23 protein-coding genes and 1 tRNA gene are annotated in these 24,212 nt (G+C 59.0%); 12 read left to right on the top strand and 12 right to left on the bottom strand.

What is annotated here, in order from left to right; genetic code table 11:
- The first annotated feature begins 205 nt into the window (after positions 1-205).
- The 5 genes from AC2CGQ_RS10850 (at position 206) to AC2CGQ_RS10830 (ending at position 5,931) form a co-directional block, all read left to right on the top strand.
- A complete protein-coding gene (locus AC2CGQ_RS10850) occupies positions 206-817 on the top strand; it encodes a response regulator transcription factor (RefSeq protein WP_015377369.1) in 612 nt (203 codons plus the stop codon).
- Positions 818-999: 182 nt separating this feature from the next.
- Positions 1,000-1,584, top strand: a complete 585-nt coding sequence (locus tag AC2CGQ_RS10845) for a fimbrial protein (protein ID WP_015377370.1) — start codon at positions 1,000-1,002, stop codon at positions 1,582-1,584.
- 48 nt (positions 1,585-1,632) lie between these two features.
- Positions 1,633-2,328 (top strand): fimbrial biogenesis chaperone, encoded by a 696-nt coding sequence (locus AC2CGQ_RS10840; protein WP_015377371.1) that lies wholly within the window; start codon positions 1,633-1,635, stop codon positions 2,326-2,328.
- A gap of 15 nt (positions 2,329-2,343) precedes the next feature.
- Positions 2,344-4,836 (top strand): fimbria/pilus outer membrane usher protein, encoded by a 2,493-nt coding sequence (locus AC2CGQ_RS10835; protein WP_076740360.1) that lies wholly within the window; start codon positions 2,344-2,346, stop codon positions 4,834-4,836.
- Between the two features lie 18 nt (positions 4,837-4,854).
- Positions 4,855-5,931 (top strand): fimbrial protein, encoded by a 1,077-nt coding sequence (locus AC2CGQ_RS10830; protein ID WP_015377373.1) that lies wholly within the window; start codon positions 4,855-4,857, stop codon positions 5,929-5,931.
- A gap of 46 nt (positions 5,932-5,977) precedes the next feature.
- Here AC2CGQ_RS10830 and AC2CGQ_RS10825 read toward each other — a convergent pair whose 3' ends face one another.
- The gene (locus tag AC2CGQ_RS10825; RefSeq protein ID WP_033633414.1) at positions 5,978-6,238 is read right to left on the bottom strand and encodes a YdgH/BhsA/McbA family protein; all 261 of its coding nucleotides are present in this window, start codon (positions 6,236-6,238) and stop codon (positions 5,978-5,980) included.
- Positions 6,239-6,388: 150 nt separating this feature from the next.
- Here AC2CGQ_RS10825 and AC2CGQ_RS10820 point away from each other — a divergent pair, with 150 nt between their 5' ends.
- Complete coding sequence (locus AC2CGQ_RS10820) at positions 6,389-7,318, top strand: LysR substrate-binding domain-containing protein (protein ID WP_033633413.1); 930 nt, start codon at positions 6,389-6,391, stop codon at positions 7,316-7,318.
- A gap of 7 nt (positions 7,319-7,325) precedes the next feature.
- Here AC2CGQ_RS10820 and soxR read toward each other — a convergent pair whose 3' ends face one another.
- A complete protein-coding gene (gene soxR / locus AC2CGQ_RS10815) occupies positions 7,326-7,796 on the bottom strand; it encodes a redox-sensitive transcriptional activator SoxR (protein WP_033633412.1) in 471 nt (156 codons plus the stop codon).
- A gap of 144 nt (positions 7,797-7,940) precedes the next feature.
- Between soxR and AC2CGQ_RS10810 the strand changes: the two genes are divergently transcribed.
- Genes AC2CGQ_RS10810 through AC2CGQ_RS10800 form a run of 3 tightly spaced genes read left to right on the top strand, consistent with a single transcriptional unit; the run spans position 7,941 to position 12,542 of the window.
- Positions 7,941-8,369 carry a DoxX family protein gene (locus tag AC2CGQ_RS10810; RefSeq protein WP_033633411.1) on the top strand — a complete coding sequence of 143 codons (429 nt, stop codon included), beginning with the start codon at positions 7,941-7,943 and terminating at the stop codon, positions 8,367-8,369.
- Positions 8,366-9,451: an efflux RND transporter periplasmic adaptor subunit gene (locus AC2CGQ_RS10805; RefSeq protein WP_336954835.1), complete on the top strand. Its 1,086-nt coding sequence runs from the start codon at positions 8,366-8,368 to the stop codon at positions 9,449-9,451. The genes AC2CGQ_RS10810 and AC2CGQ_RS10805 overlap by 4 nt, the downstream gene beginning before the upstream one ends.
- A 10-nt stretch (positions 9,452-9,461) precedes the next feature.
- On the top strand, positions 9,462-12,542 hold the full coding sequence (locus tag AC2CGQ_RS10800) for a MexW/MexI family multidrug efflux RND transporter permease subunit (protein WP_004928056.1): 3,081 nt from the start codon (positions 9,462-9,464) through the stop codon (positions 12,540-12,542).
- A gap of 49 nt (positions 12,543-12,591) precedes the next feature.
- Here AC2CGQ_RS10800 and AC2CGQ_RS10795 read toward each other — a convergent pair whose 3' ends face one another.
- The 5 genes from AC2CGQ_RS10795 to AC2CGQ_RS10775 form a co-directional block, all read right to left on the bottom strand.
- Positions 12,592-13,392, bottom strand: coding sequence for a DNA/RNA non-specific endonuclease (locus AC2CGQ_RS10795; protein WP_015377376.1), 801 nt, complete (start codon positions 13,390-13,392; stop codon positions 12,592-12,594).
- 153 nt (positions 13,393-13,545) lie between these two features.
- Positions 13,546-15,006, bottom strand: a complete 1,461-nt coding sequence (locus AC2CGQ_RS10790; protein WP_033633682.1) for a TrkH family potassium uptake protein — start codon at positions 15,004-15,006, stop codon at positions 13,546-13,548.
- Between the two features lie 131 nt (positions 15,007-15,137).
- Positions 15,138-15,452 carry a hypothetical protein gene (locus AC2CGQ_RS10785; RefSeq protein ID WP_004928047.1) on the bottom strand — a complete coding sequence of 105 codons (315 nt, stop codon included), beginning with the start codon at positions 15,450-15,452 and terminating at the stop codon, positions 15,138-15,140.
- Between the two features lie 235 nt (positions 15,453-15,687).
- Positions 15,688-16,287 carry an NAD(P)H:quinone oxidoreductase gene (gene wrbA / locus AC2CGQ_RS10780; RefSeq protein WP_015377377.1) on the bottom strand — a complete coding sequence of 200 codons (600 nt, stop codon included), beginning with the start codon at positions 16,285-16,287 and terminating at the stop codon, positions 15,688-15,690.
- A gap of 78 nt (positions 16,288-16,365) precedes the next feature.
- Entirely contained in the window at positions 16,366-16,983 is a 618-nt protein-coding gene (locus tag AC2CGQ_RS10775; RefSeq protein ID WP_076740359.1) for a LysE family translocator, read from the bottom strand.
- Between the two features lie 68 nt (positions 16,984-17,051).
- Here AC2CGQ_RS10775 and AC2CGQ_RS10770 point away from each other — a divergent pair, with 68 nt between their 5' ends.
- Entirely contained in the window at positions 17,052-17,975 is a 924-nt protein-coding gene (locus AC2CGQ_RS10770; protein ID WP_088381451.1) for a LysR family transcriptional regulator, read from the top strand.
- Here the strand turns inward: AC2CGQ_RS10770 and AC2CGQ_RS10765 are convergent.
- Both AC2CGQ_RS10765 and AC2CGQ_RS10760 read right to left on the bottom strand, forming a co-directional pair.
- Positions 17,959-18,429, bottom strand: a complete 471-nt coding sequence (locus AC2CGQ_RS10765) for a helix-turn-helix domain-containing protein (RefSeq protein WP_033633407.1) — start codon at positions 18,427-18,429, stop codon at positions 17,959-17,961. The genes AC2CGQ_RS10770 and AC2CGQ_RS10765 overlap by 17 nt on opposite strands.
- Before the next feature lie 117 nt (positions 18,430-18,546).
- Positions 18,547-19,122: a helix-turn-helix domain-containing protein gene (locus tag AC2CGQ_RS10760; RefSeq protein ID WP_015377381.1), complete on the bottom strand. Its 576-nt coding sequence runs from the start codon at positions 19,120-19,122 to the stop codon at positions 18,547-18,549.
- Between the two features lie 67 nt (positions 19,123-19,189).
- On the opposite strand from AC2CGQ_RS10760, the gene AC2CGQ_RS10755 reads away from it, so the two are divergent.
- On the top strand, positions 19,190-20,113 hold the full coding sequence (locus AC2CGQ_RS10755; RefSeq protein ID WP_484593663.1) for a DMT family transporter: 924 nt from the start codon (positions 19,190-19,192) through the stop codon (positions 20,111-20,113).
- A gap of 49 nt (positions 20,114-20,162) precedes the next feature.
- Here AC2CGQ_RS10755 and cycA read toward each other — a convergent pair whose 3' ends face one another.
- Complete coding sequence (cycA, locus tag AC2CGQ_RS10750) at positions 20,163-21,563, bottom strand: D-serine/D-alanine/glycine transporter (RefSeq protein ID WP_021504871.1); 1,401 nt, start codon at positions 21,561-21,563, stop codon at positions 20,163-20,165.
- Between the two features lie 350 nt (positions 21,564-21,913).
- On the opposite strand from cycA, the gene AC2CGQ_RS10745 reads away from it, so the two are divergent.
- Positions 21,914-21,989: transfer RNA gene (locus AC2CGQ_RS10745), tRNA-Lys, on the top strand.
- A 220-nt stretch (positions 21,990-22,209) separates the two neighbouring features.
- On the opposite strand, the gene AC2CGQ_RS10740 is transcribed toward AC2CGQ_RS10745, so the two are convergent.
- Both AC2CGQ_RS10740 and AC2CGQ_RS10735 read right to left on the bottom strand, forming a co-directional pair.
- Positions 22,210-22,713 carry a DedA family protein gene (locus tag AC2CGQ_RS10740; RefSeq protein ID WP_015377384.1) on the bottom strand — a complete coding sequence of 168 codons (504 nt, stop codon included), beginning with the start codon at positions 22,711-22,713 and terminating at the stop codon, positions 22,210-22,212.
- A 74-nt stretch (positions 22,714-22,787) separates the two neighbouring features.
- Positions 22,788-24,026 (bottom strand): MFS transporter, encoded by a 1,239-nt coding sequence (locus AC2CGQ_RS10735; protein ID WP_484593720.1) that lies wholly within the window; start codon positions 24,024-24,026, stop codon positions 22,788-22,790.
- Positions 24,027-24,212: the final 186 nt, after the last annotated feature.

The following is a 24,212-nucleotide window of genomic DNA, read 5'->3' as shown; positions in this document are numbered from 1 at the left end:
GATTATAATAATTAAAATTTAGGTTAATAAAAATAATGTTCCTGTCGTTAATGATTTGATGCAGAATTATCTTAGTGTTTACGGCGCTTGTTTATGTGCCAATCGCTTATTGTTTGCTCCCGAACGGCAATGTGAGTTTTCCAAGGAAAAGACAGGTATTTAGTGCAAAGTATCGACGTTGTCTTTGGCCATGGATGGAGGAAGTATGCTCAGTATCGGTATCGTATCTGAAAACATTTTCTTCAGAGAGGCGATAAAAAGAATATTGATGCCAAGGATTTTTCATAAAGATCACGTTATTGCCTACTACGACGATCTGCCTTTGGCTATGGGGCGAAATTGCCACGATATTCTGATCGTCGATGATGCGGTAAAAAGCATGTTGCGTTTCAGTATGGCTGTCGCGTTATTGGCTGCTATTCATGGTGTAAAGATTTTTTTGACGACGGAAGAGAAGCGCCGTCTGTTATTTCGTTCTGTCTCGCATGATGTCGTCGTGCTCGATAAAAAAGGCAGTGTCCCCGGCATCAGTAAAGAGCTGTCTTTTCTGATGGATAATATCTCGCAGCGCCCTGCATTGAATGGAGGCGTTGCGAGTGGAGTGGGGCGCCATACGAAAAGTTGTCTGACGGAAAGTGAAGTGGAAACGCTCCATTTGCTTTCCTTCGGCTATACGGTGACTCAGGTTTCCAAGATTCTTGATAAAAGCGTAAAAACGGTCAGTACGCAGAAATGCAGTGCATTACGCAAAATGGGATTGAAGAATCGGGTGCACAACTTACTGGAAATCTCATCCGGTTTCTCGGAGGTTCCCTAGAGATTCGTTATTTTCATCGTTTTTATTGTCGGGTGATTAATAACGCTATTGCTTGATTTTATAAAAACAGGAATGTGTTCATCCTTTTGCCTCTGTATTACGGGGAGGGATTTCTTTATCCCGCCGGCAGCGGCTGATTTTTATTTATTCTCTTAAACCAAACTGTTATGGAGTTTTATCTCATGATGAAGAAGATGTTTTCTGTTGCAATCATGGCGGCTGCGGTCGCTGCGCCAACGGCTTTTGCTGAAGACAATTCCGCCGGTGGCATCATTAACTTTACCGGTGCCATTACCGACACCACCTGTACGATTAACGGCGGAAAAAGCGCGGATTTCACCGTTGCGCTGAGCCCGATCTCGGTGACCGACGCGGGTAACGCCGTTGGGCCAATCACCAAGAACAAGAAGTCCTTCTCGCTGACCTTCTCCGGCTGTTCGCCGGCGGCCGGCACTGCAGGCACCCCGCTGAAAATCTACTTCTCCTCCGCGGATAACATCTCCACCGACGGCAAATATTTGCTGAACAACTCGGTCAACGAGAACGACGCTTCCGTTGCGAAGAACGTGGGCTTCTCTCTGGCTGAAACCGGTTCTTCCACCCCGATCCAGCTGAACGTGCCTTATGTCACCGACATCATGGGCGATAAAGCGGCACCGGATTCAGAAACCCTGACGCTGGACGCGTACTACTACAAAACCAACGCTGAAGCGGCAAAAGTGGGCGCTCTGAGCTCCAACGTGACTTACACCATTTCTTACCTGTAATCGCGCTGAAAGCCAGGCCCTTGATGGGCCTGGCCACCCGGGGGAACGATGAAAAAATATATGATGATAGCGGCGCTGTTGCTCGGTTCCGTTGGCGCGCAGGCCAATGTGGTGGTTAACGGTACGCGGGTGATCTACCCGGCAAACAACAAGGATGTGATTGTCCAACTGCTGAATAACGGTGCCGATCCCTCACTGGTTCAGGCCTGGATCGACGACGGCGACATCAATTCCACCCCGGAAACCGCCAACGTACCGTTTTTGCTATCGCCACCGGTGGTGAAAGTGAACGGCAACAGCGGGCAGCAGCTGCGCATTCAGAAAGTCGGCGCCGCGTTGGCGGCGGATCGTGAATCGGTGTTCTATCTCAACGTGCTGGATATCCCGCCGACGCCGGAAAACCTGCAGGGTACCAATACGCTGCAGCTGGCGATCAAATCGCGCATCAAGCTGTTCTACCGCCCGCAGGCCTTAACCCGCGGCGTAGAAAACGCATTGGAAAAACTGACGCTGCAAGCCAATGGCAAGGGGTTCAACGTCATCAACAACAGCCCGTATTTCATCACGGTAGCGAATATCGGCCAGGGTGAGGACAAGCATCTGCTGGTTGATTCGCTGATGGTTGCGCCGTTTTCCACCCAGTTTGCTGCCAGCAAACGATCGGTCAGTAAAAACGCGCGTTATGACCTGATGTATATCGACGATCTGGGGGCTTACAAGTCTAAAGCCATCACCGCACACTAACCTGAAAGAACAACAATGAAGCTGAATAAAAAAGTCCTCTCGCTGCTGACCGCCTCTTCATTCTTGTTGCCGGATACGGCCTGGGCGGTGACGTTCGATACTTCGCTGTTGGCCGGCGAATCGCGCGATTCCGATCTTTCGCGTTTTTACCTCAACAATGACATGCCTGCCGGCCGGCAGGAGATCGATGTGTATGTCAATCATGACTGGAAAGGGCGCTACGCGCTGCTGTTTGGCACGCAACGCGACGATATTCAAATTACCTACCAGGATGCACAGCGGTTGGGCATCGATCTGAGTCAATTGCCGACACCTCAGGCGCCCCAGACGACGCTGTCGATCGCCTCGCTGGTACAGGGCGGGCGGTTCGATATGGACGTCGGCGCGCTGAGCCTGCGGTTGACGGTGCCGCAGGCGCGGGTCAACCGATCGGAAGCAGGGTACGTGGATCCGGCTTTCTGGAATCGTGGCATCTCCGCGTTGACGCTGGCTTACAACGCGACCTACTACCACGCCGAGGCGCGTGGCGAAGGCAATCGCAGCAATAATGACGATTTTTATACCGGGCTGGAGTCCGGGATCAATCTGGCCGGCTGGCAATTTCGCGACAGCAGCAGCTTTCGCCACGGCAGCGGGCGGGGGAGCCAGTGGCAAAACAACACGCGTTATCTTCAGCGCGGGTTCGCCGACATCAAATCCAACCTGACCGCCGGTGATTTTTATTCGCCGGGGGAGCTGTTTGACTCGGTACGCATTCGCGGGGTGGCGCTGGCGTCGGATATCAGCATGCGGCCCAACTCGCAGCAGGGTTTTTCACCGATTGTGCGTGGCGTGGCGCAATCCAACGCCCTGGTGAAAGTGGTGCAGAACGGCAACGTGATCTACCAGGAAAACGTGCCGCCGGGCGCCTTTACCCTCGACAGCATTCAGCCGACCGGTTCGGCGGGCGATCTGTGGGTGACGGTCAAAGAGGCTGACGGGCGCGAGCAGTCGTTCAGCGTGCCGTTTTCAGCCGTACCCAACATGTTGAAACAGGGTGTCAGCCAATACAGCGTACTGGCCGGCAAGGTAAACGAAAGCAATACCGATTACGAACCCGGCTTTGTACAGGGCACCCTGCAGTACGGTTTCAACAATCTGGTAACGGGTTATGCCGGCAGCATTTTGAGCGACGACTATCAGGCCTGGCTGCTCGGCAGCGGCTGGAACCTGCCGATAGGGGCGGTGTCCATTGATCTGACACATGCCGATACTCGCCTGAAAAACCGCCGTGAAAGCGGGCAGAGCTTCCGTATCGCCTACAGTAAATTTCTCGATGTCACCGCGACCAACTTCACGCTGGCTGCCTATCGCTACTCCACCCGCGGTTATTACAGCTTTACCGACGCCATTTACTCCAATGACGGCTATCGCCAGCTGGAGCGTCAGTTTGATCGCTGGCGCGACGAGGAGGGCGTGTCCGAACTGGATATGAACACCTGGGATGCGCTGCGTTCGGCTCGGCCGAAAAATACCTTTACGCTCAACCTGAACCAGCGTCTTAACGAAGGGTGGGGCACGCTGTTCTTCTCCGGCTCCCAGCGTGATTACTGGACGGCCAATGCGAAAAGCCGCGAATACCAGCTGGGGTACTCCAACAATCTGGGGCGCGTCAGCTACTCCGTTTCAGCCAGCCGGGTGCGCAACAGCCAGCGTGAGGAAGAGACTCGCTATTACCTGTCGTTCAGCCTGCCGCTGTCGGTGTTCGATAACAACGCCTACCTCAGCACCGGCCTGTCTGCGACAGACTCTCACTATCAGCAAAGCACGGTCAGCCTGAGCGGCAATGCGCTGGAGTCCAACCGCCTGAGCTACTCGCTGAGCGGCAGCAATCGCAGCGGCGGTGACAATATGGCCAGCGTCAATGCGGCCTATCGCGCCCGCGCCTCGACGCTGGGCGTCTCCTACAGCGAAGGCAACGATTATCGTCAGAGCGGCCTCAGCGCGCGCGGCAGCCTGGTGGCGATCCCCTGGCATCTGCTGGCGTCGAACGAGATCGGCAACACCATGACGGTGGTCGAGGCGCCGCAGGCCGAAGGGCTGATGGTCAACGGCGACGAAAGCATCGTGACCAATGCGCAGGGTTTGGCGCTGGTGCCTTATGCCACGCCGTACCGGCAAAACTCGGTCACGCTATCGGATACCGGCCACAGCAGCGGGGCGGAAATCAGCGGCAACGTCGCCAACCATGTGCCTTACTACGGCGCGGTCAGCTACCTGAAATTCGAGACCGATCAACGTCGGCCATTCCAGCTGCGTGCGCAGCGCGCCGATGGTGCACCGCTGCCGTTCGGCGCCGAAGTGATGGATGAAAACGATCGGTCGGTAGGTTTTGTCGGCCAGGCCAGCGTGTTGTACCTGCGCGCCGAACAGCCGCCAACGGCGTTGACGGTGCAATTGCGCGACGGCAGTTGCCACATCGCCAAACCGAATCTGGCGCTGGATGCGTCGCCCGGCGTTTGCCGCTAATACAGGATAACCGAATCTATGATCAGGCTGATTTTTTTGCTGCTGCTGTCCGGGTTGTTCAGCGGCTATAGCTATGCTTCCTGCTATGGCAAGGGCATTGAGTACGCCCCTGCGCTATTTGTAGACCTTTCTGACAAACTGAGCGCCGCTAACCCGGTCTGGGAATACCAGACGTCTACCCAATATAGCGGGACTTTCCGATGTTCAGGCCGCAAATTCGAATTTTCCTATACGCCGGTGCTGTCACCGAAAGATAAATATGCCACCTATATCGGTTTCAATGATGGCAAGCAGTGGGTACGCGCTGAAATCACCAATGACATCAAGAATATTACGTTAAGAGGGGCGGGAAGCCATTCGGCCAGCGAACTGAATACAATGATGACGGTGCGATTTTCGCTGGTGCAAAAACCCAAAGACGGGTTGTTGGTCAATGGCGATAGCTATCCGTTTGAAGACGTGCTGTTCGTCAGTGATATGAGCGGTATGTCATTGGGAGAGATCCTTGGCTGGCCGTTAAAAATGTTGAGCAAACTCCTGTCGTGGATCGCGAGCGGTTTTCGAAAATGGCCTTATGACGACCGTGATATGTACGGTCAACCGATGACGGTGAGGTACGCGCCGAAAACCACCACCTGTCATTTCGACAATGCCGGCCTGACGGTCAGGTTGCCCAAAATGGGCGTGGCGCAGGTGCTGAATAACAATCAACCCGGCTACACGCCGTTCTCGCTGAACATCAGCTGCCAGAACATGCAGCAGGAAGGCATCGCGGATCGCGCCGTTGAGATGTTCCTGTCCAGCAATAACCTGCTGGCCTCTGACGCCAGCGTGTTGACCAATGCCAATGCGGGCGGTGCGCAAGGGGTGGGGCTGCGCCTGGTCAAGCGCGACATGCCGAGCTCGCCGGTGGTATTGTCGCCTTCCAACGTCGATCGCGGCAGCGCCACCTCGCTGTTTCATGTCGCCGCCGGCGGCAGCCTGAACAGTCATTTCATCATCGGCATGGGCGCTTATTATTACCCTTATCAGCGCGATGGCGTCACGCAGGGGGAACTCAACACCTCGGCCACGTTGAACATTATTTATCCCTGATGAATGGGGAGGCAAAAAAACCGGCAGCTGCCGCTGCCGGAGAGGGTTATTGATAAGTCATTGCGTTGGCGTGCAGCTTGTTATTGCCTACGATCGCGATGATTTTGTAGTAACGGGCACCGGTCTTGTCGGTTTTGTCTGCCAACATCTTTTCCGCATCGCTCAGATTCGCGGCACCGCTAACGGTAATCACTTGGCGCGGCGTCAGGGCGTCCGCCTGTTGACTATTGATTTGCGTTGCCGCGATTGTTGCGCCTGAAAAGACAAAAGCGCCCAGCAGCATCGTTTTAAACATGACGTTCTTCATGATGTTCTCCTCAATCGCAATACGCTTGTTCTTTGCTATGGTTGAATCTTTTTGTTTCGTTATGCTAAAGGATAAGCAGCGGGGTGCCGGCGCGGTAGTGCCTGAAAGCGTAATGCATCGTTTCCAAACTGGAAACGATAAGGAGGGGGCATGCAGGATTTGAACGATCTTCAACTGTTTGCTTTGGTGGTGAGACATGGCGGTTTCGCCGCCGCGGAGCGGGCGAGCGGCGAGGCCAAATCCAAACTCAGCAAACGCGTGGCTCGTCTGGAGGCGAGTTACGGTGCGCGGTTAATCGAACGTTCGACGCGCAGTTTCCGCGTCACGGATATTGGCCGCGATGTGTATCGGCAGTGTGAGGCGATTATCGAGCGATTGGAGGCGGCCGATGCCATTGTCGCCCGTGCGCGTGCCGAAGTGAGCGGTTGCCTGCGCATCAGTTCACCGCCCGGTTTGATGCAGTATTATAATTCCCATCTGCTGTTGGATTTTATGGCGCGTTATCCGGACGTGCGCGTGCAACTGTTGATCCATGAGCGCCATGTGGATCTGATCAATGAAAAGATCGATGTGGCGTTTCGCATTACGAGCCATTTCGACCAGGATCAATCATTGATTAAACGCGATCTTGGCGTGCGGCAACGCATTTTGGTCGCCGGCGCGCAGCTGGTGGAGAAAGCCGGCGGCTTGCCGCAGTCGTTCGAACAGCTGGCCAGTTTGCCGACGTTGTCGATGGGAGAATGGCTGGATCGCGATCGCTGGGAATTCGAGGACAATGCAGGCAATCAACGTACGTTCGTACATGTACCCCGGATGTGTTGCGGGGATTACAGTACGTTGCATAGTGCGGCGATTGCCGGGATCGGCGTAGCGTTTTTGCCGATCCATTTGTGTGCCAACGAATTGCGGACGGGTCAACTGCTGCGCCTGCTGCCGCAGTGGCGTGCGCCGAACAGCATTGTTCACCTGGTGTTCACCAGCGGCAAAGGCCTGTTGCCGCCGGTGCGGGCATTTATCGATCACAGCGTCGCGGTATTCGCCGAAGCCAATCGCCGCCTTTCCATGATGCCGGTTGCCTAGCCGCTTATCATTGCCCATCCGGGTGTTCGAAAATATGCGCGCCGGCCCCTTGCCGGCCCAATATATCGTTCGGGTTGCGCAGCGGGCAGTCGGTGAGCGACAGGCAGCCGCAGCCGATGCAGCTGTCGAGATGGTCGCGCAGCACCGTTAGCCGTTGAATACGCTCATCCAGCGTTTTGCGCCAGGCGGAGGACAGCACTCCCCATTGTTCTGAGGTCAGCTTGCTGCCGATGGGGAAGCGGCTCAGTGCGGCGCGGATTTCTTCCAGCGGAAGGCCCGCGCGCTGCGCGATCTTGATCACCGCGATATAGCGTAATACCACCGACGGATAACGCCGCTGATTGCCGGCGTTGCGCGTCGCCTGAATCAACCCTTTACTCTCGTAGAAGTGCAGCGCGGATACCGCCACGCCGCTGCGTTTCACCACTTCCCCGACGGTCAATAGCCGATTGGCGTCAATCGGTTCATTTCTTGCCATTTTATCTTTCCTCAACTTGACCTCAAGTTAACCTGAGGTTTTATAGTTCAGCCTGCCGGGCTTGGCAACCGGCATCTCTCAAGACCTGCCCCCGTCTTATCGGGGAGAAGGATGGCTCGGCTGTAAAATCAGGAAGAAACCGTTATGCAACGCTTTATCAACACCGCTCTGGACAGTTATTGGCTTTGGCTGCTCGCACGTCTGTGCTTGATGGTGATTTTCATCTCGTCGGGGCTCGCCAAGCTGTTCGACATCGAAGGGAGCCTGGCGGAGATGCGCGCCGCCGGTTTGCATCCGGCCTGGCTGTTCAACCTGGCGTCGGCGTCGGTGCTGCTGACAGGTTCGGTATTGATCTTGCTGAACCGCTGGGTGTGGCTGGGCGCCGGCATGCTGTCGGCGTTCCTGATCCTGACTATCGCGATCGTACACACCTTCTGGAATATGTCCGCTCCCAACATGCAGATCTCCCTCTACTTCGCGCTGGAACACATCACGGTGATCGGCGGGCTGTGGGTGACGGCCATCGCCAGCCGTTTGCGTCAACGGCTGGCCAACACGCGTGAGGCTGCATGATGAAACGATACCTCATTATTGCCGCGCTGCTGGCGGCGCTCGCCGTCGCTGCGGTAGCGATGCGATCCACCGCGCGGCAAAGCGAAGGCGCGCCGGCCTATCCGCCGGTGAAAGTGGCGCTGGCGCCCGCCCTGCGTGAACAGGCGGCGCGCAGTTACGCCGGCGTAGGCGAGCTGGAGGCGGCCAGTCAGGTGGAAGTGGCGGCAGAGACCAGCGGCCGCATCACGCGCATCCTGTTCGAATCCGGCCAAACGGTACGGCAGGGGCAACTGCTGGTGCAGCTCAACGATGCGGTCGAGCAGGCTGAGCTGGTGCGCCTGCAGGCGCAGCTGCGCAATGCCGATCTGCTGCTGACGCGCATGCGCAAGCTGATGAACCTCAACGCCACCGCGCGGCAGCAGTTGGACGATGCGCTGGCTGAACGGGATATGGCGCTCGGTGCGGTGCAGGAAACGCAGGCCAAAATCGCGCAAAAGGCGATCCGCGCGCCGTTCTCCGGCGTCATCGGCATTCGTCGCGTGCATGAAGGGCAATACCTCAACGCCGCCGAGGCGGTGGCCAACCTGGTGGATGCCGATACGCTGCGCGTCAATTTCTCGCTGGACGAACAAAGCAGCGCCGGACTGGCGTTGGGGCAGGCGGTGTCGGTGCAGGTCGGCGCCTATCCCGAGCGCGCTTTCCCCGCCGTTATTACCGCTATCGACCCGATGATCGGCAAATCCCGCACCGTGCAGGTGCAGGCGACGTTGACTAACCGCCAGGGATTGCTGAAGGCCGGCATGTACGCCGGCATTCGCGTCACGCAGCAACAGCGCGTGGCGGTGCTGACGGTGCCGGAAACGGCGCTGACCTATACGGCGTACGGCGATACCGTGTTCGTCGCGCAACAGGGTGAAAAGGGCATGACGGTCAAGCGCGTCTCGGTCACCGTGGGCGAACGCAATGACGGGCGCGTCGAGATCGTCAGCGGCCTGCAGGAAGGCGAGCGGGTGGTGACCTCGGGCCAGCTCAAGCTGAGCGACGGCATGGCGGCCGAGCCGGTGGCGCAGGATGCTCTGAACGCCGCCCAGGCCGGTTCCTGAGGAGAGACCGATGACATTTACCGATCTGTTCGTGCGCCGGCCGGTGCTGGCGCTGGTGGTCAGCACCTTGATTCTGCTGTTCGGCGCGCTGGCGCTCAGCAAACTGCCGATCCGCCAATACCCGCTGCTGGAAAACTCTACCATCACCATCAGCACCGACTATCCCGGCGCGTCGTCCGAGCTGATGCAGGGCTTTGTTACGCAGCCGATCGCCCAGGCGGTGTCCTCCGTCGAGGGCGTTGACTACCTTTCTTCCTCCTCGGTGCAGGGGCGCAGCGTGGTGACGGTGCGCATGGCGCTGAACCGCGACTCCACCCAGGCGCTGACCGAAGTGATGGCCAAGGTCAACCAGGTGCGCTATAAGCTGCCGGAGCAGGCTTACGATCCGGTGATTGAGCGTTCCGCCGGTGAAGCTACCGCCGTGGCCTATGTCGGTTTTTCCAGTAAAACGCTGTCCACGCCGGCGCTGAGCGAATACCTGACGCGGGTGGTGGAACCGATGTTCACCACCATCGACGGCGTCGCCAAGGTTGAAGTGTTCGGCGGGCAAAAAATGGCGATGCGCCTGTGGCTGGACAGCGATCGGCTGGCCGGCCGCGGTCTGACCGCTGCCGACGTGGCCGATGCGGTGCGGCGCAACAACTACCAGGCGGCGCCGGGCAAGGTGAAAGGGCAGTATGTGGTTGCCAACGTGCGGGTGAATACCGATCTCACCAGCGTAGAGGAGTTTCGCAATCTGGTGGTGCGCAACGACGGCAACGGTCTGGTGCGCTTGAAAGACGTCGGCACCGTGGAGCTGGGCGCCGCAGCCACGGAAACCAGCGCCTTGATGGATGGCGAACCGGCGGTGTTCCTTGGCGTCTTCCCTACGCCGACTGGCAACCCGCTGGTGATCGTCGACGGCATTCGTCACCTGATGCCGGCGATCGACAAGATGCAGCCGCCGGGCGTGAAGATGGCGCTGGCGTTCGAGACCGCGCGCTTTATTCAGGCCTCGATCGATGAAGTGGTGCATACCCTGCTCGAAGCGCTGGCGATCGTTGTGGCGGTGATCTACCTGTGTCTGGGGTCGCTGCGCACCGTGTTGATCCCGGTGGTGACGATTCCGCTGTCGATACTTGGCGCCGCCGGGCTGATGCTGGCCTTCGGCTTCAGCGTCAATTTGCTGACGCTGCTGGCGATGGTCCTGGCGATCGGTTTGGTGGTGGACGACGCCATCGTGGTGGTGGAGAACGTGCATCGCCATATCGAAGAGGGGAAAACGCCGCTGGCGGCGGCGATGATCGGCGCACGCGAGGTGGCCGGGCCGGTGATCGCCATGACCCTGACGCTGGCCGCGGTCTATGCGCCGATCGGCCTGATGGGCGGGCTGACCGGCGCGCTGTTTCGCGAATTCGCGCTGACGCTGGCCGGGGCGGTGGTGGTGTCCGGCGTGGTGGCGCTGACGCTGTCGCCGGTGATGAGTTCACTCCTGCTGCCGGCCAAACAGAGCGAAGGGCGCGTGGCGCACGCCGCCGAGTGGTTCTTCGGCGGCCTGACGCGGCGCTATGCGCGCGCGCTGGATTTCTCGCTGCATCACCGTTGGCTGACCGGCACGCTGGCGCTGCTGGTGATGATCAGCCTGCCGCTATTGTACCTGATGCCGCAGCGCGAGCTGGCGCCGACCGAGGATCAGGCCATCGTACTGACCGCCATCAAGGCGCCGCAGCAGGCCAACCTGAACTATGTCGAACGCTTTGCCTACAAGCTGGACGAGGTTTACAACCGCATGCCGGAAACCGAAAGCCGCTGGATCATCAACGGCAGCGACGGCACGGCGTCCGGCATCGGCGGCATCAACCTGACGCTGTGGCAGGCGCGCCAGCGCTCGGCGTCGGCGGTGCAGGCCGATCTGCAACGGGCGGTGAACGATGTTGAAGGCACCAGCATTTTCGCCTTCCAGCTGCCCGCCTTGCCAGGCTCCACCGGGGGGCTGCCGGTGCAGATGGTGCTGCGTACGCCGCAGGACTACCCGCAGCTGTACCGCACCCTGGAGGAGGTGAAACAGAACGCCAGAAACAGCGGCCTGTTTATGGTGGTGGACAGCGATTTGGACTACAACAACCCGCTGGCGGAGGTGCACATCGATCGCGCCAAGGCCAACAGTCTGGGGATACGCATGAGCGACATCGGTGAATCGTTGGCGGTGCTGGTGGGAGAGAACTACCTCAACCGCTTCGGGATGGACGGGCGTGCTTATGACGTTATCCCGCAGAGCCTGCGCGAACAACGGCTGACGCCGCAGGCGCTGGCGCGGCAATATGTTCGCGCCCAGGACAATACGCTGGTGCCGCTCTCCACCGTGGTATCGGTGGCCGTTAAGGTCGAACCGAACAAGCTGACCCAGTTCAACCAGCAGAACGCCGCCACCCTGCAGGCGATTCCCGCGCCCGGCGTTTCGATGGGCGAAGCGGTGGCTTTCCTCGAACGGCAGGCCAATGCGCTGCCGGCCGAATTTAGCCACGACTGGCAGGGGGATTCGCGCCAATACACCCAGGAGGGCAGCGCGCTGGCGTTCGCGTTCCTGGCGGCGTTGGTGATCATTTACCTGGTGCTGGCGGCGCAGTACGAGAGCCTGAAAGATCCGCTGATTATCCTCATCACCGTGCCGCTGTCGATCTGCGGCGCCTTGCTGCCGCTGGCGCTGGGCTACGCCACGATGAATATCTATACCCAGGTCGGTCTGGTGACCCTGATCGGGCTCATCAGCAAGCACGGCATTCTGATGGTGGAGTTCGCCAACGAGCTGCAGATGCATCAGGGGCTGACGCGGCGCGCCGCGATTTTGCAGGCGGCGCAAATTCGTCTGCGGCCGGTTCTGATGACCACCGGGGCGATGGTGTTCGGTTTGATCCCGCTGCTGTTCGCCAGCGGCGCCGGGGCTGCCAGTCGCTTCGGCCTGGGGCTGGTGATCGTCTCCGGCATGCTGGTGGGCACGCTGTTTACCCTGTTTGTGTTGCCGACGGTGTATACGCTGTTGGCGCGCGATCACGCGGTAGCCTCACCTCGTCAGCGTGAGTTGGCCGCCGCGCAAAAGGCGCTGACGGAATAATCCGCCGGCGCCCGCGTGAAGAATAAACCCGCTTCGGCGGGTTTTTTCGTCAGTTTTTGCAGCCCATCAACTCCGGCAGAACGCCCGGTTTGCTCTTCAGCGAAGCCTGCACGTCGTCCGGCAGACCGGCCCAGATGATCAGGCCGGTGCGTTTCTCGATCTCGTCCACCGTCACGCGGAATTGGCAGAAATCGGCGCCCTTCGGCGTGTTCTGGTCGAACAGGAAGGCGGCATAGTGGTTCACCGCCGGGCTGTTGTTGATGAAAATCACCTTCCAGTAGGCGCTGGGGATGGTGTGCGCTTTCTGGGTGCCCGGCAGTTTGCCCATATCGCGCTCATACAGCGGCCCGGTCACGGTATAGACCGAGGAGATATCGGCGCGATCGATCAGCTTGCGTTCCTGATCTTCCAGCCGCGCCCAGGCGCCCTGGTTCAGATCGGACTTTTGCGGCGTGATGTTGGACAGGTAGTTCAACGATTCCCAGTCGGAGACGCCCGCCAGCGAGGCCAGCGGCGCCTGATGACCGCGATCGACCTTCAGCGCGGCGTTGGCGCCGGTGTAATCGGCGGGCGCCAACGTATCCGCCGGGTTGAGCGCCGGATCGGTTTTCCAGTTGCGTGTCTTGCCGCTGGCCGGCGTGTCTTTGGTGATGTGATAGGCCACCCAGTTGGCGAACTTGGTGGTGCTGTTGTTGTTCAACGTATAAGCATGACGCACGATAGACACGTTGCTGCTGCCGCCGGTCGGGCAGCCGACCGCGCAGTTGTCGATGGATTCGAGCGTGTCGGCCGACGCCTGCGCGGCGAACAGCAGGGCGGCCAAGGCCAACATCTTGTTGTTAAAGCGCATATTCATATCCTCAATAAGTTAAAAAAATACTGTATATATTTACAGTAAATTAAACTTATCGCAGTGAAACGAATACAACAATGCAACATATTCATGTTGTGAATGTGTCAGTCATGGCAAAACGAAACGGCATCCTGCGCATTGTTAGGCGGATCAAAAACGCCAAAATGCGCGTGAACAAAGGATCAACATCGGGTAGATCTCGAGGCGCCCGAGCAGCATGGCGGCGCACATCAGCCATTTTGCCGCATCATTTAGCGTGCCGAAACCCGCGGCGGTTTCCCCGTATCCCAGCCCCATATTATTGATGCAGGCGGCGACGGTGGCGAAGGCGGTGACCAGATCATAGCCCATTAGATTCAGCAGCCAGATAAACAGGCAGGTGAACAGCACGTAGAGAAAGAAAAAGCTCCAAACGGAGCGCAGCACCCGATCCTGGATCGGCGCATTACCGACCTTGATGGTATATATGGCGTTGGGATGCACCAGTTGATTGATCTCAAGCCGGCTTTGCTTGTACATGATCAGAAAACGCAGCGCTTTAATGCCGCCGCAGGTAGAGCCGACGCAGCCGCCGAAGAAACTCGCCGCCAGCAGCAGCATGATGGTATGGGACGGGATCTTGATGTAATCGGCGATCGCCAGGCCGTTGTCGGTCATCATAGAACTGGTGAGGAAAAAGCCATGTACGAAGGCGTCTTTGACGCTGTACATGCCCGAACGGTAAAGCTCGATACACACGATCGCGACGACGATGGACAGAATCAACAGGAAAAAGCGCAGCTCTGGGTTACGGTACAGCGGTTTCACGCTGCGGCGGCCGATGGCGACGAAATAGAGCGTGAAGTTCACCGCCGCCAGAATAGAGAAAATGCCGCCGACCATTTCCACCGCTGAGCTGTCGTAGTATCCCAGACTTTCATTGCGGGTGGAAAATCCGCCGAGTGAGACGGTAGAGATGCCGTGGCACAACGCATCGAACCACGGCATGCCCGCCAGGCGAAAGGCGACGGTGCAGGCCAACCCCAGTCCAAGGTAAATCAACCACAGATTTTTCGACGTATCGGCCAAGCGTGGCGTCAGCCGTTCTTCTTTGAATGGGCCGGGCATTTCCGACTGATAAAGTTTGGCGCCGCCGATGCCCAGCAGCGGTAGCACGGCCACCGCCAACACGATAACCCCCAGACCGCCGATAAAATTAAGCTGCGAACGATAGTAGAGGAATGATTTGGGCACGCTGGAAACGTCGTTCAGCACCGAGGCGCCGGTGGTGGTGATGCCGGAGACACCTTCAAACATCGCGTCAACCAGCCGGACGTTCAGCGTGTCATCCAGCCACAGCGGCAGGGCGCTGATCGCGGAAAACAACAGCCAGAACATCACGATAATCAGAAAGCCGTCCTGGGTGCGCAACTGCACTTTTGACTGCCGGGTGCCGAGCCAGCCTAATCCGCCGAGCGTGGCGGCGAGCACCAGAGTATAGAAAAACGAGAAGGCGCTTTTTTCTTTATACAGCAGGCCCATCAGCAGGGGCGGGATCATTGAAAGGCTGTAAAGAAGGACTAAAAAGCTGCAAAGATGAATAACGACCAGTATTTGTTTGGTTTTGACCATGCTGTTGCTCGGAGTGCCCGCCGACGATGCGTCAATTTTTTGAAGTGTATCAAGCATAAAACAGGCGATATAAAAATAACGTAAAAATTCATATCGCCGAATAAGCATGGCGTGGAGGGGCGGGGAGAACGCTATTCCAGCAGATCGTTGACCGTGCGGCGAACATAGTGCGTCATCTGCGCCAGATCGCCCGGTGACACCGGGCCGCCGCCGGCGCGCACCACCTGCTGTTCGATCTGGGCGATTTCCTGTTCGACCTTGTTGGCGATCTGCACTTTGACTATCTTGTCCACCGAAGACAGCAGCACCTTCAAGACGACTTTCAGCGCGATGTTTTCGCAGAACGAGTCGTAGTGATGAACCGGCGGCGGCGGGGCCGGAGCCGGCTCGGGCGCGCGCGGAGCCAGAGCCTTGAAGCTGTCTACATTTTCAATAATAAGATCCATGTCTCTTATTAGTTCATCAAAATCTTTAGACACTGACTTATTCCCTTCGCTGTGCGCAAAAAACAGAACGCCCGTCCTCGGGCTGAAAGCGGATGAGCGACGGGCAGAACGAATTCGGGCCTGGCCTTCAGACGTTGAATGGCCGGGGGAGGGGCATTCTAACCTTGCGGCGGGTCGGCAACAAGATGGGGCCGTGCGAATGCGCGGCCCTTTGGATCACGAGGCTGGAGGGCGCTTAACTTTTCAGCTTGGCGGTGATTTTGGCCACGTGTTCGCCCTGATAACGGGCAATGGTCAGCTCTTCGTTGCTCGGCTGCCGCGAACCGTCGGCGCCGGCGATGGTGGTGGCGCCATACGGGGTGCCGCCGCGCACCTGTGAAACGTCAAACAGCTCCTGCGTCGCATAGCCGATCGGCACGATGATGAAACCGTGGTGTGCCAGCGTGGTCCAGGTCGAACTGATGGTCTGTTCCTGGCCACCGCCGGTGCCGGTGGAGGAGAAGACGCTGCCTACCTTGCCGTACAGCGCGCCGGAAGCCCACAGGCCGCCGGTCTGATCGAGGAAGGTGCGCATTTGCCCGGCCATATTGCCGAAGCGGGTCGGCGTGCCGAAAATAATGCCGTCATAGTCCGCCAGCTCTTGCGGGGTGGCGACCGGCGCCTGCTGGTGTTGCTTGCCCCCGGCCTTGGCGAAGGCTTCCGGCGTCATGGTTTCCGGCACGCGTTTGACCGTCACGTCCACGTTATCGACCCGATTCGCCCCTTCGGCCACCGCCTGCGCCAGGCGTTCGATGTGGCCGTACATTGAGTAATAAAGCACCAACAGTTTCGTCATGTTCCGTACTCCCGCTCAGATGATTAACAAAAACCCCTGATAAGCATAGAAGCGAATGACGAACTTGGCGTTACGACGTTACCTGATGCCGGCGATCGCCAGCAGGGCGCCAAAGGCGATCAGCAGCCCGCCAAAGGTACGATCGATGCCGCGGCGCAAACGCAAAAAGCGCGCATTGACGCCCGGTGCGGAAAATAGCAGCGCGACGGCGGCAAACCAGAAGATATGGACGGCGGCGATAAAAAGACCATAGCCGATTTGCACGCCGAGCGGGGTGTGCGGAGAAACCACCTGCATGAACAGGCTGACGATGAAGATGGTGGTTTTCGGGTTTAACGCGTTGGTGAGAAAGCCGGTTTTCAAGGCGGCGAAATCGCTGATGGCGGCCGGCGCTGTTGTGGGGGCTGCATCATGGTGCGCCGCGTTGCGCAGCAGCGTAACGCCGAGGTAGATCAGGTAGGCGGCGCCGATGGCTTTAAGCAGGTTAAACAACCAGGGCGACTGTTGAATCAATACGCCGACGCCAATCAGCGTATAGCTGACATGGACCAGCACCCCGGCGCCAATGCCGCAGGCGGTCAAGACGCCGGCGCGGCGCGAAAGCAACAGGCTATTGCGCGAGACCATGGCAAAGTCCGGCCCCGGGCTTATCACGGCGAGTAAAGTAATGGTGACGACAGCGATGAGTTCAGTCATAGTTATCCTTGCGATGTTTATCAATAGAGTGACTGATTTATAAGAGTAATTTTTCTCGGTGACAAACGATGAATAGTGACAGTATCGGTGAGAAAAACTCACGCAAAACCGGCAGGCCGTTGCCGTTGGGCGGGCTGCGTTGCTTCGAGGCCGCCGCGCGGCTGGAAAGTTTTACGCAGGCGGCGCAGGGGCTGAATTTGACGCACGGCGCCGTCAGCCGGGCGGTGCGGGCGCTGGAAGAGGAACTGGGCGTGGCGTTGTTTGAGCGCCGCCATCGGCGGGTTCTGCTCACGGCGGCGGGGCGCAAGCTGTTTCAGGCGACGCAGCAGGCATTCGGCATTCTGGATCATACCGCGCTGGAACTGCGCCAGCAGGCGCTCGACGCGCCGCTGGTCTTGTCCTGTGAACCGACCTTGTTGATGCGTTGGCTGATCCCGCGCCTGCCGGCTTTTCAGCAGGCGCACCCGGATATCAACTTACAGCTGGTGGCCGGTGGCGGGCCGTTTTCGTTCCATGACGGCATTACGGCGGCGATCAGGCGCAATGACTTCGATTGGGGAAAGCAGGTGCATAGCCTGGCGCTGTTCAGTGAAAAGGTTGGGCCGGTGTGCCAACCCGAGGCGTTGGCAAGGATGACGATCGCCGAGGGCAGCCTGCGGAGTTTGCGGCCCGGCACTAAACTGCTGCATTCTGCCACCCGGCCGGATGCCTGGCGGCACTGGGCGCAGCAGCAGGGGATGGCGTTGGCAGGGCATTCGGAGCAGCGCTTTGATCATTTCTATTTCAGCCTGCAGGCGGCGGTCGCCGGTCTTGGCATCGCGATCGGCCCGTGGTTACAAGTGCGAGACGATCTGGCCGCCGGTTTGTTGAGTGCGCCGTTCGGTTTTACGCCCGACGGCAGCGGCTATTACCTGCTGTCGCCGCAGGCGATCGTGCCGGGCAGCGCGTTGGCCCGGCTGGCCGAGTGGCTAACGCTCACGGCAGACGCCTGAGTTTTTGCGCCAGCCGCTGTTCCTGCCAGCGGCTGAAGACGTTGCGCAGCAGCAGAGTGCGCACCGCCCGCATGACCAGCGCGAGGCTCATGCCGCCGATCGCCCACAGCGACCAGAGATAGTGCGGGTGGGTAAACCAATTAATGGCGAACAACATCACGCCAATCACGGCGAAACGCACCGCCATGCTCAGCAGTTTGCCTTCTGCCGCGACCTGGCTACGAAGGCGCTGTTCGTCAGGCTCCTCCTCCTCCATTGTCTGTTGCGGCTGTGCGTTGAGATCGCGGACCTGCACGCCCAGCGCGGCGGCGATTGCGGTCAAGGTTTCCAGGCTGGCCTGTTCGCCGTTTTCAATCCGCTGTACGGTGCGGGTGCTGAGGCCGGCGATGGTCGCCAGCTGCTCCTGCGACCAGCCTTTTTCCAGACGTAACGGCCTGATGCGGTACTTTTGCATGATGCACTCCCGAGTTCGCTGTCACTGTCATCCAGTGTAGGAGGCGCGGGGTGGCGGCGCCACGACAGCGGCACGACAGCGACACGACATCCGCCGCCGGCGCGGGCTGGCGGGCAGTCAGAAGGCGACGTTGCGAATAAAGCGCAGCGGGAGATCGCCGTGGTTGGCGTAAGCGTAACGTTGATCGCTGTTGAAGGTTTGCGCGGCGCCGGCGGAAAGGGTCAGCGTGCCTTGTTCCAGTTCCAGCGTCAGGGTGCCGGCAATCACATAGATCATCTCGCTCCAGCCTTCGGCGTCCGGCGCCGAGTCATAGCGCTCGCCCGGCATCAGCGTCCATTCCCACAGCTCGGCCCGTTGGCGCGCCGGCACGCTGGCGGCGAACAGCGCCTGGCTGCCCGGCTGTGCGCCTTGCCAGGCCAGTTCCCCTACCAGATGGCTGCCGCGCGCTTCCGGCGCCTGGATCAGATCGGTAAAGGAAATCGCCAGGGCGGCGGCAATCTTGTCGAGCACCGCCAGGCTGACGTTGCGATCGCCGGCCTCGATGCCCGCCAGCATGCGGCGGCTGACGCCGGAAAGTTCGGCCAGCGCCATCTGGCTCAGGCCCGCCTGTTGGCGGTAGCCGCGCAGATTGCTGCTCAGGTACTGCAGCACTTTGGGGGGATCGGTTTTCGCGTTATGCGCCGTATTGCTCATCGCCGGACTTTATCTCATACTGGCAGGATCTGTGCATTATATTGCACTCAGCAGGAAGGGCAAGCCGGTGTCAGCAGCAAAAAAATCCTTTATTTCCGCCGTGGTTCCGAAGATCAGGCTGCCGGAAGCGGTGTTGATTTTCATCACCATGATCTGGGGTGGCACCTTTTTGGCGGTGCACCATGCGATGCAAGTCAGCGGGCCGTTCTTTTTTGTCGGCCTGCGTTTCGCCACCGCCACGCTGGCGTTGACGCTGTTTTCGCTGCGCGTGCTGCGCGGCCTGACCCTGTATGAACTGAAGGCGGGCGTGCTGATCGGGCTGGCGATCATGTTCGGCTATAGCATGCAAACCGTCGGCCTGCAGACCATCACCAGCAGCCAGTCGGCGTTCATCACCGCCATGTATGTGCCGATCGTGCCGCTGTTGCAATGGCTGGTGCTGGGGCGGTTCCCCGGCATCATGTCGTGGATCGGTATTCTGCTGGCCTTTACCGGCCTGATGCTGCTGGCGGCGCCGAGCAGCACCGACATGACGCTGAGCCTCGGCGAAATTCTGACGCTGGCCGGCACGCTGGGCATGGCGGCAGAGATCATCCTCATCGGCGCTTTCGCCGGCAAGGTGAATATCCGCCGGGTGACCATCGTGCAGCTGGCGACCGCCTCGCTGGCCTCGTTTTTGATGATGGCGCCGACCGGCGAGTCGCCGCCGCCGTATTCGGATTACCTGCTGTACAGCGCCATAGGGCTGGGGCTGGCCAGCGCGTTGATTCAGCTGACCATGAACTGGGCGCAGCGCAGCGTTTCACCCACGCGCGCTACGGTGATCTACGCCGGTGAACCGGTCTGGGCGGGCATCGTCGGGCGGCTTGCCGGTGAGCGTTTACCGGGCGTGGCGCTATTGGGGGGCGCGTTGATCGTGATTGGGGTGGTGGTCAGCGAGCTGCGCGTGCGACGCAAGGATAAAGCGGCGGTGGCGACGGAGGCGGATTAGCTCAGAGGCGTAAAAAGAAAGGGGGCGGAGAGATCCGCCCCTTTTTGCATCACGCGATTTTCTTCTTGCGCAGGAACACGTAAGACAGGCCGAGCACGATGAACCACAGCGGAGTGACGATCAGCGCCTGACGGGTGTCTTCGCGCAGCGACAGCAGCACCAGCACGAACACGAAGAACGCCATGCACACCCAGCACATCAGTTTGCCGGCAGGCATTTTGTAGATCGATTTCTGGTGCAGCGCCGGGCGTCGTTTACGGTAGACCAGGTATGAGCACAAAATGATGGTCCAGACGAACATGAACAGAATCGCCGATACGGTGGTCACCAGAGTGAAGACCGTCATCACGTTCGGGATCAGGTAAATCAGCACCACGCCGCCCAGCAGGCAGATACAGGAGAAGGTGAGGCCGTTGGCCGGCACCGCGCGCTTGGACAGGTTAGCGAACGATTTCGGCGCGTCGCCTTCCTGCGCCAGCCCGAACAGCATGCGGCTGGTGGAGAACACGCCGCTGTTGGCGGAAGAGGCGGCGGAGGTCAGTACCACGAAGTTGATTACGCTGGCCGCGGCCGGCAGGCCGATCAGCACGAACAGCTCAACGAACGGGCTCTTGTCAGGCACCACGGAGTTCCACGGCGTTACCGACATGATGACGATCAGGGCGAACACGTAGAACATGATGATGCGGATCGGAATCGAGTTGATGGCGCGCGGCAGCGACTTCTCCGGATCCTTGGTTTCCGCGGCGGTGGTGCCCACCAGCTCAATGCCGACGAAGGCGAATACCGCGATCTGGAAGCCGGCGAAGAAGCCGCTGATGCCTTTCGGGAACATGCCGCCGTCATTCCACAGATGGGTGAATGAGGCTACGGTGCCGGTCGGCGACTGGAACTGCATGGCGATCATCACCAGCCCGGCGACGATCAGCCCGACGATGGCGACGATTTTAATCATCGCAAACCAAAACTCCATTTCGCCGAACATTTTCACCGTCGCCAGATTAAGGCCGAGCAGCAACAGCACGCACAGCAGTGAAGCGATCCACTGTGACAGCTCGGGGAACCAGAACTGGGCGTAGGCGGTGATCGCCACGACGTCGGCAATGCCGGTGACCACCCAGCAGAACCAGTAGGTCCAGCCGGTGAAGAAACCGGCCCACGGGCCGAGCAGATCCGCGGCGAAATCGCTGAACGATTTGTACTCCAGGTTGGACAGCAGCAGCTCGCCCATGGCGCGCATCACGAAGAACAGCATAAAGCCGATGATCATGTACACGAAGATGATCGAGGGGCCGGCCAGGCTGATGGTTTTACCGGAACCCATAAACAGGCCGGTGCCGATGGCGCCGCCGATGGCGATCAGTTGAATATGTCGGTTAGTGAGGTTTCGCCGTAGATGATCTTCTGAAGCGGGCGTCGCGTCAGTCGCTATTTTAGAGTGATCTACCATCTGATGATGTCCTGTTTTACCTGTCATTAGTGAAGTCGCGAGCTCTGAAGTGGCTCTTTTTTATACATTTATCCGGTTGATCCGGCTTTAGTAAGGTAGTGCAATAACGCCACCTTTGTGCAACATGTTTACAACATTTATACGCGGGATAAAAGTCGATCAATCTTTACACGAGAGGAGGCAAATCGGACGTTCAGGGAGCGGAAGATTACTCTTCAAACGGTGGGATTAACAGACCTTATGCGGCTTATCTCGTTGATTAAACAAAGGGTTGTAAAATTCGCATGAGAAAAAGTAATGGGTGTAAGCGTTTGACAGCGCCGCCGACGAGGAGGACAATTTACCGCGTTGGGTCGTTAGCTCAGTCGGTAGAGCAGTTGACTCTTAATCAATTGGTCACAGGTTCGAACCCTGTACGACCCACCAACCAAATCAGCGTGTTACGCTTAGACTTTTCTTCGTTTCTTCCCGCATTGCGCCGTTTTAAGCGCGCATTCTGCAAAAAAATTCGCATTTTTCGACTGATGTTCAGAAAGGTGATCTGGCGCAAACTGCAATGTTGCACCGTACTTTATACGGCAAGGGAGGCTGTGCGCTGGCGCAACGTCGGCGTAGGGGCGGGCCATTTGCCCAAGAATCTTTCAGGTCAGGAAACGGGGAATAAATGCGCCGTCGACATCAAAAGCAGCGCCCAGACGGCGGCCGAGAGCGCGGCGGTGGCATAGACGCGCCGCGCCGGCAGTTGCAACATGCCGGCCATCAGCGGCACGGTGTAACGCATCACCGCCAGAAAACGCGAGGCGAACAGCAGCGGCAGCCCGCGCTTTTGCAAGGAACGTTGCGCTTTGCGCAGCGGGGCGTGGAAGCGTGCCGGCAGCCGGCGGCCAAGATCGCGACGGCATAGCAGCGCGCCGAAGTGGAAAGACAGGATCGAGCCCAACGCGGCGCCGAGGGCGATGGCCGCCCAAACTGCGCCGAAGGGCAGCGCGTGCTTGCCCGCCACGATGCCCATCAGCAGCGTCACCGAGGCGGGCGGCAGGGCGGAAGACACCACGATCACGGATTTTCCCAGCGCGAACAGGAAAATCAGCAGCAGCAACATCTCCGGTTCCGGACTGTATTTGGCGATAATGTGCGTCAATTCATCCATTTAACACCTGCGGGCGAGAGGGCTGAGTGCCAGTGTCCCATCCGCAGGTTCAATAAGGGTTAAATAACGCGCCGCTATCCGGCGATCTCCGCGTCTTGCTTGCTCACGTCGGTGCGCTGGTTTCTGAGCGCCCACAACAGCGTGGCGCACAGCAGTGAAAAGGCGGCCAGCACCAACGGCCCGGCATGCGGGCTGTGAAAACGCTGTTCCGCCTCGGTGCGGATCAGCGGGGCTAAAAAGCTGAATGCGGCGCCAAGCGTGGTGCAAAAACCGATGCCGGCCGCCAGCGCCGGGCCGGTCAGCACCTGGGCGGGAAACGTCCAGAAAATCGGCTGTACCGCCAGAAAACTCACTGCGCAACAGCTCAGGGCGACGATGGCGAGCAAAGGGCCGGCATAGGAAGACACCACCAAACCCAGCGCTGCCGCGACCATGCAGCCGACGGCGATCGGTAATCGTCTGGCGGTTTTTCTGTCGGCATAGCGCGGCAGGAAATAGACGCCCAGCGCGGAGAACGCCCAGGGAATGGCGGCCACCAGCGAGGCCTTGAAGCCAAGATGGGTGCCCATCAGCGAGGCGACCTGCGACGGCAGGAAAAACATCAGGCCGTAGACGCCGATCTGCAGGGTGCCGTAGATCAACGCCAGATGCCAAACTTTGCCGCTGCTCATCGCCGCTTTGACGCTGCTGGTTTCGGTCTGCTGCTGTTCATCGGCCAATTGTGCCACCAGCGCCGTGCGTTCTTCCTCGGTCAGAAAGCGCGCCTGCCGTGGATTATCGTCGAGATAGAAAAAGGCGAAAACGCCGAGGACGACGGCCGGCAATCCTTCCAGCACAAACATCCAGAACCAGCCGGGTTTACCCAACACGCCGTGCATCTCCAGCAATGCCCCCGATAGCGGTGAACCGAGCGTCAGCGCCGCCGGCACGCCGAGCACGAAAATGCCAATCACCGAGGCGCGCACCTTATTGGGAAAATAGATCGACGCCAGCAGCAGGATGCCGGGGTAAAAGCCGGCTTCGGCGATCCCCAGCAGAAACCGCAGGACGATAAATTGCTGTTCATTGGCCACCAGCCCGGTGCAGGCCGACAGCGCCCCCCACAGCGCGGTGGTGGCGCTGAGCCAGCGTTTGGCGCCCCAGCGGTTCATCAGCAGGTTGGCCGGGATGCCGAACAGCGCATAGGCGGCAAAAAATATCCCGGCGCCCAGGGCAAAGGCGGATTGCGACAGCGCGATATCGATGGCCATTGCGTCCTTGGCAAAGCCGACGTTAACCCTGTCGATAAAGGCGATGAAGTACATGGCGAACATCAAGGGCACCAGTCTGCGCCAGGTTTTGCGAATGGCGGCGTTGAGCGCAGGAGCGGCATAGGTGGCGTGATTCACTGGCGGTAACCTCTCTTCTGAGAATGACAAGCGTCGGTCATAAGGACCGTCCTGGCGCCGTTGCCCTCAACACGACGGTAACAGCGGACTTTTTTCGCAAACACTAAAGGT

The sequence above is a fragment of the Serratia sp. DFXYC6 genome (assembly GCF_057196085.1).
Note: the sequence above shows the minus strand (reverse complement) of the source record. Positions and strands in the feature narration are given on the sequence as shown.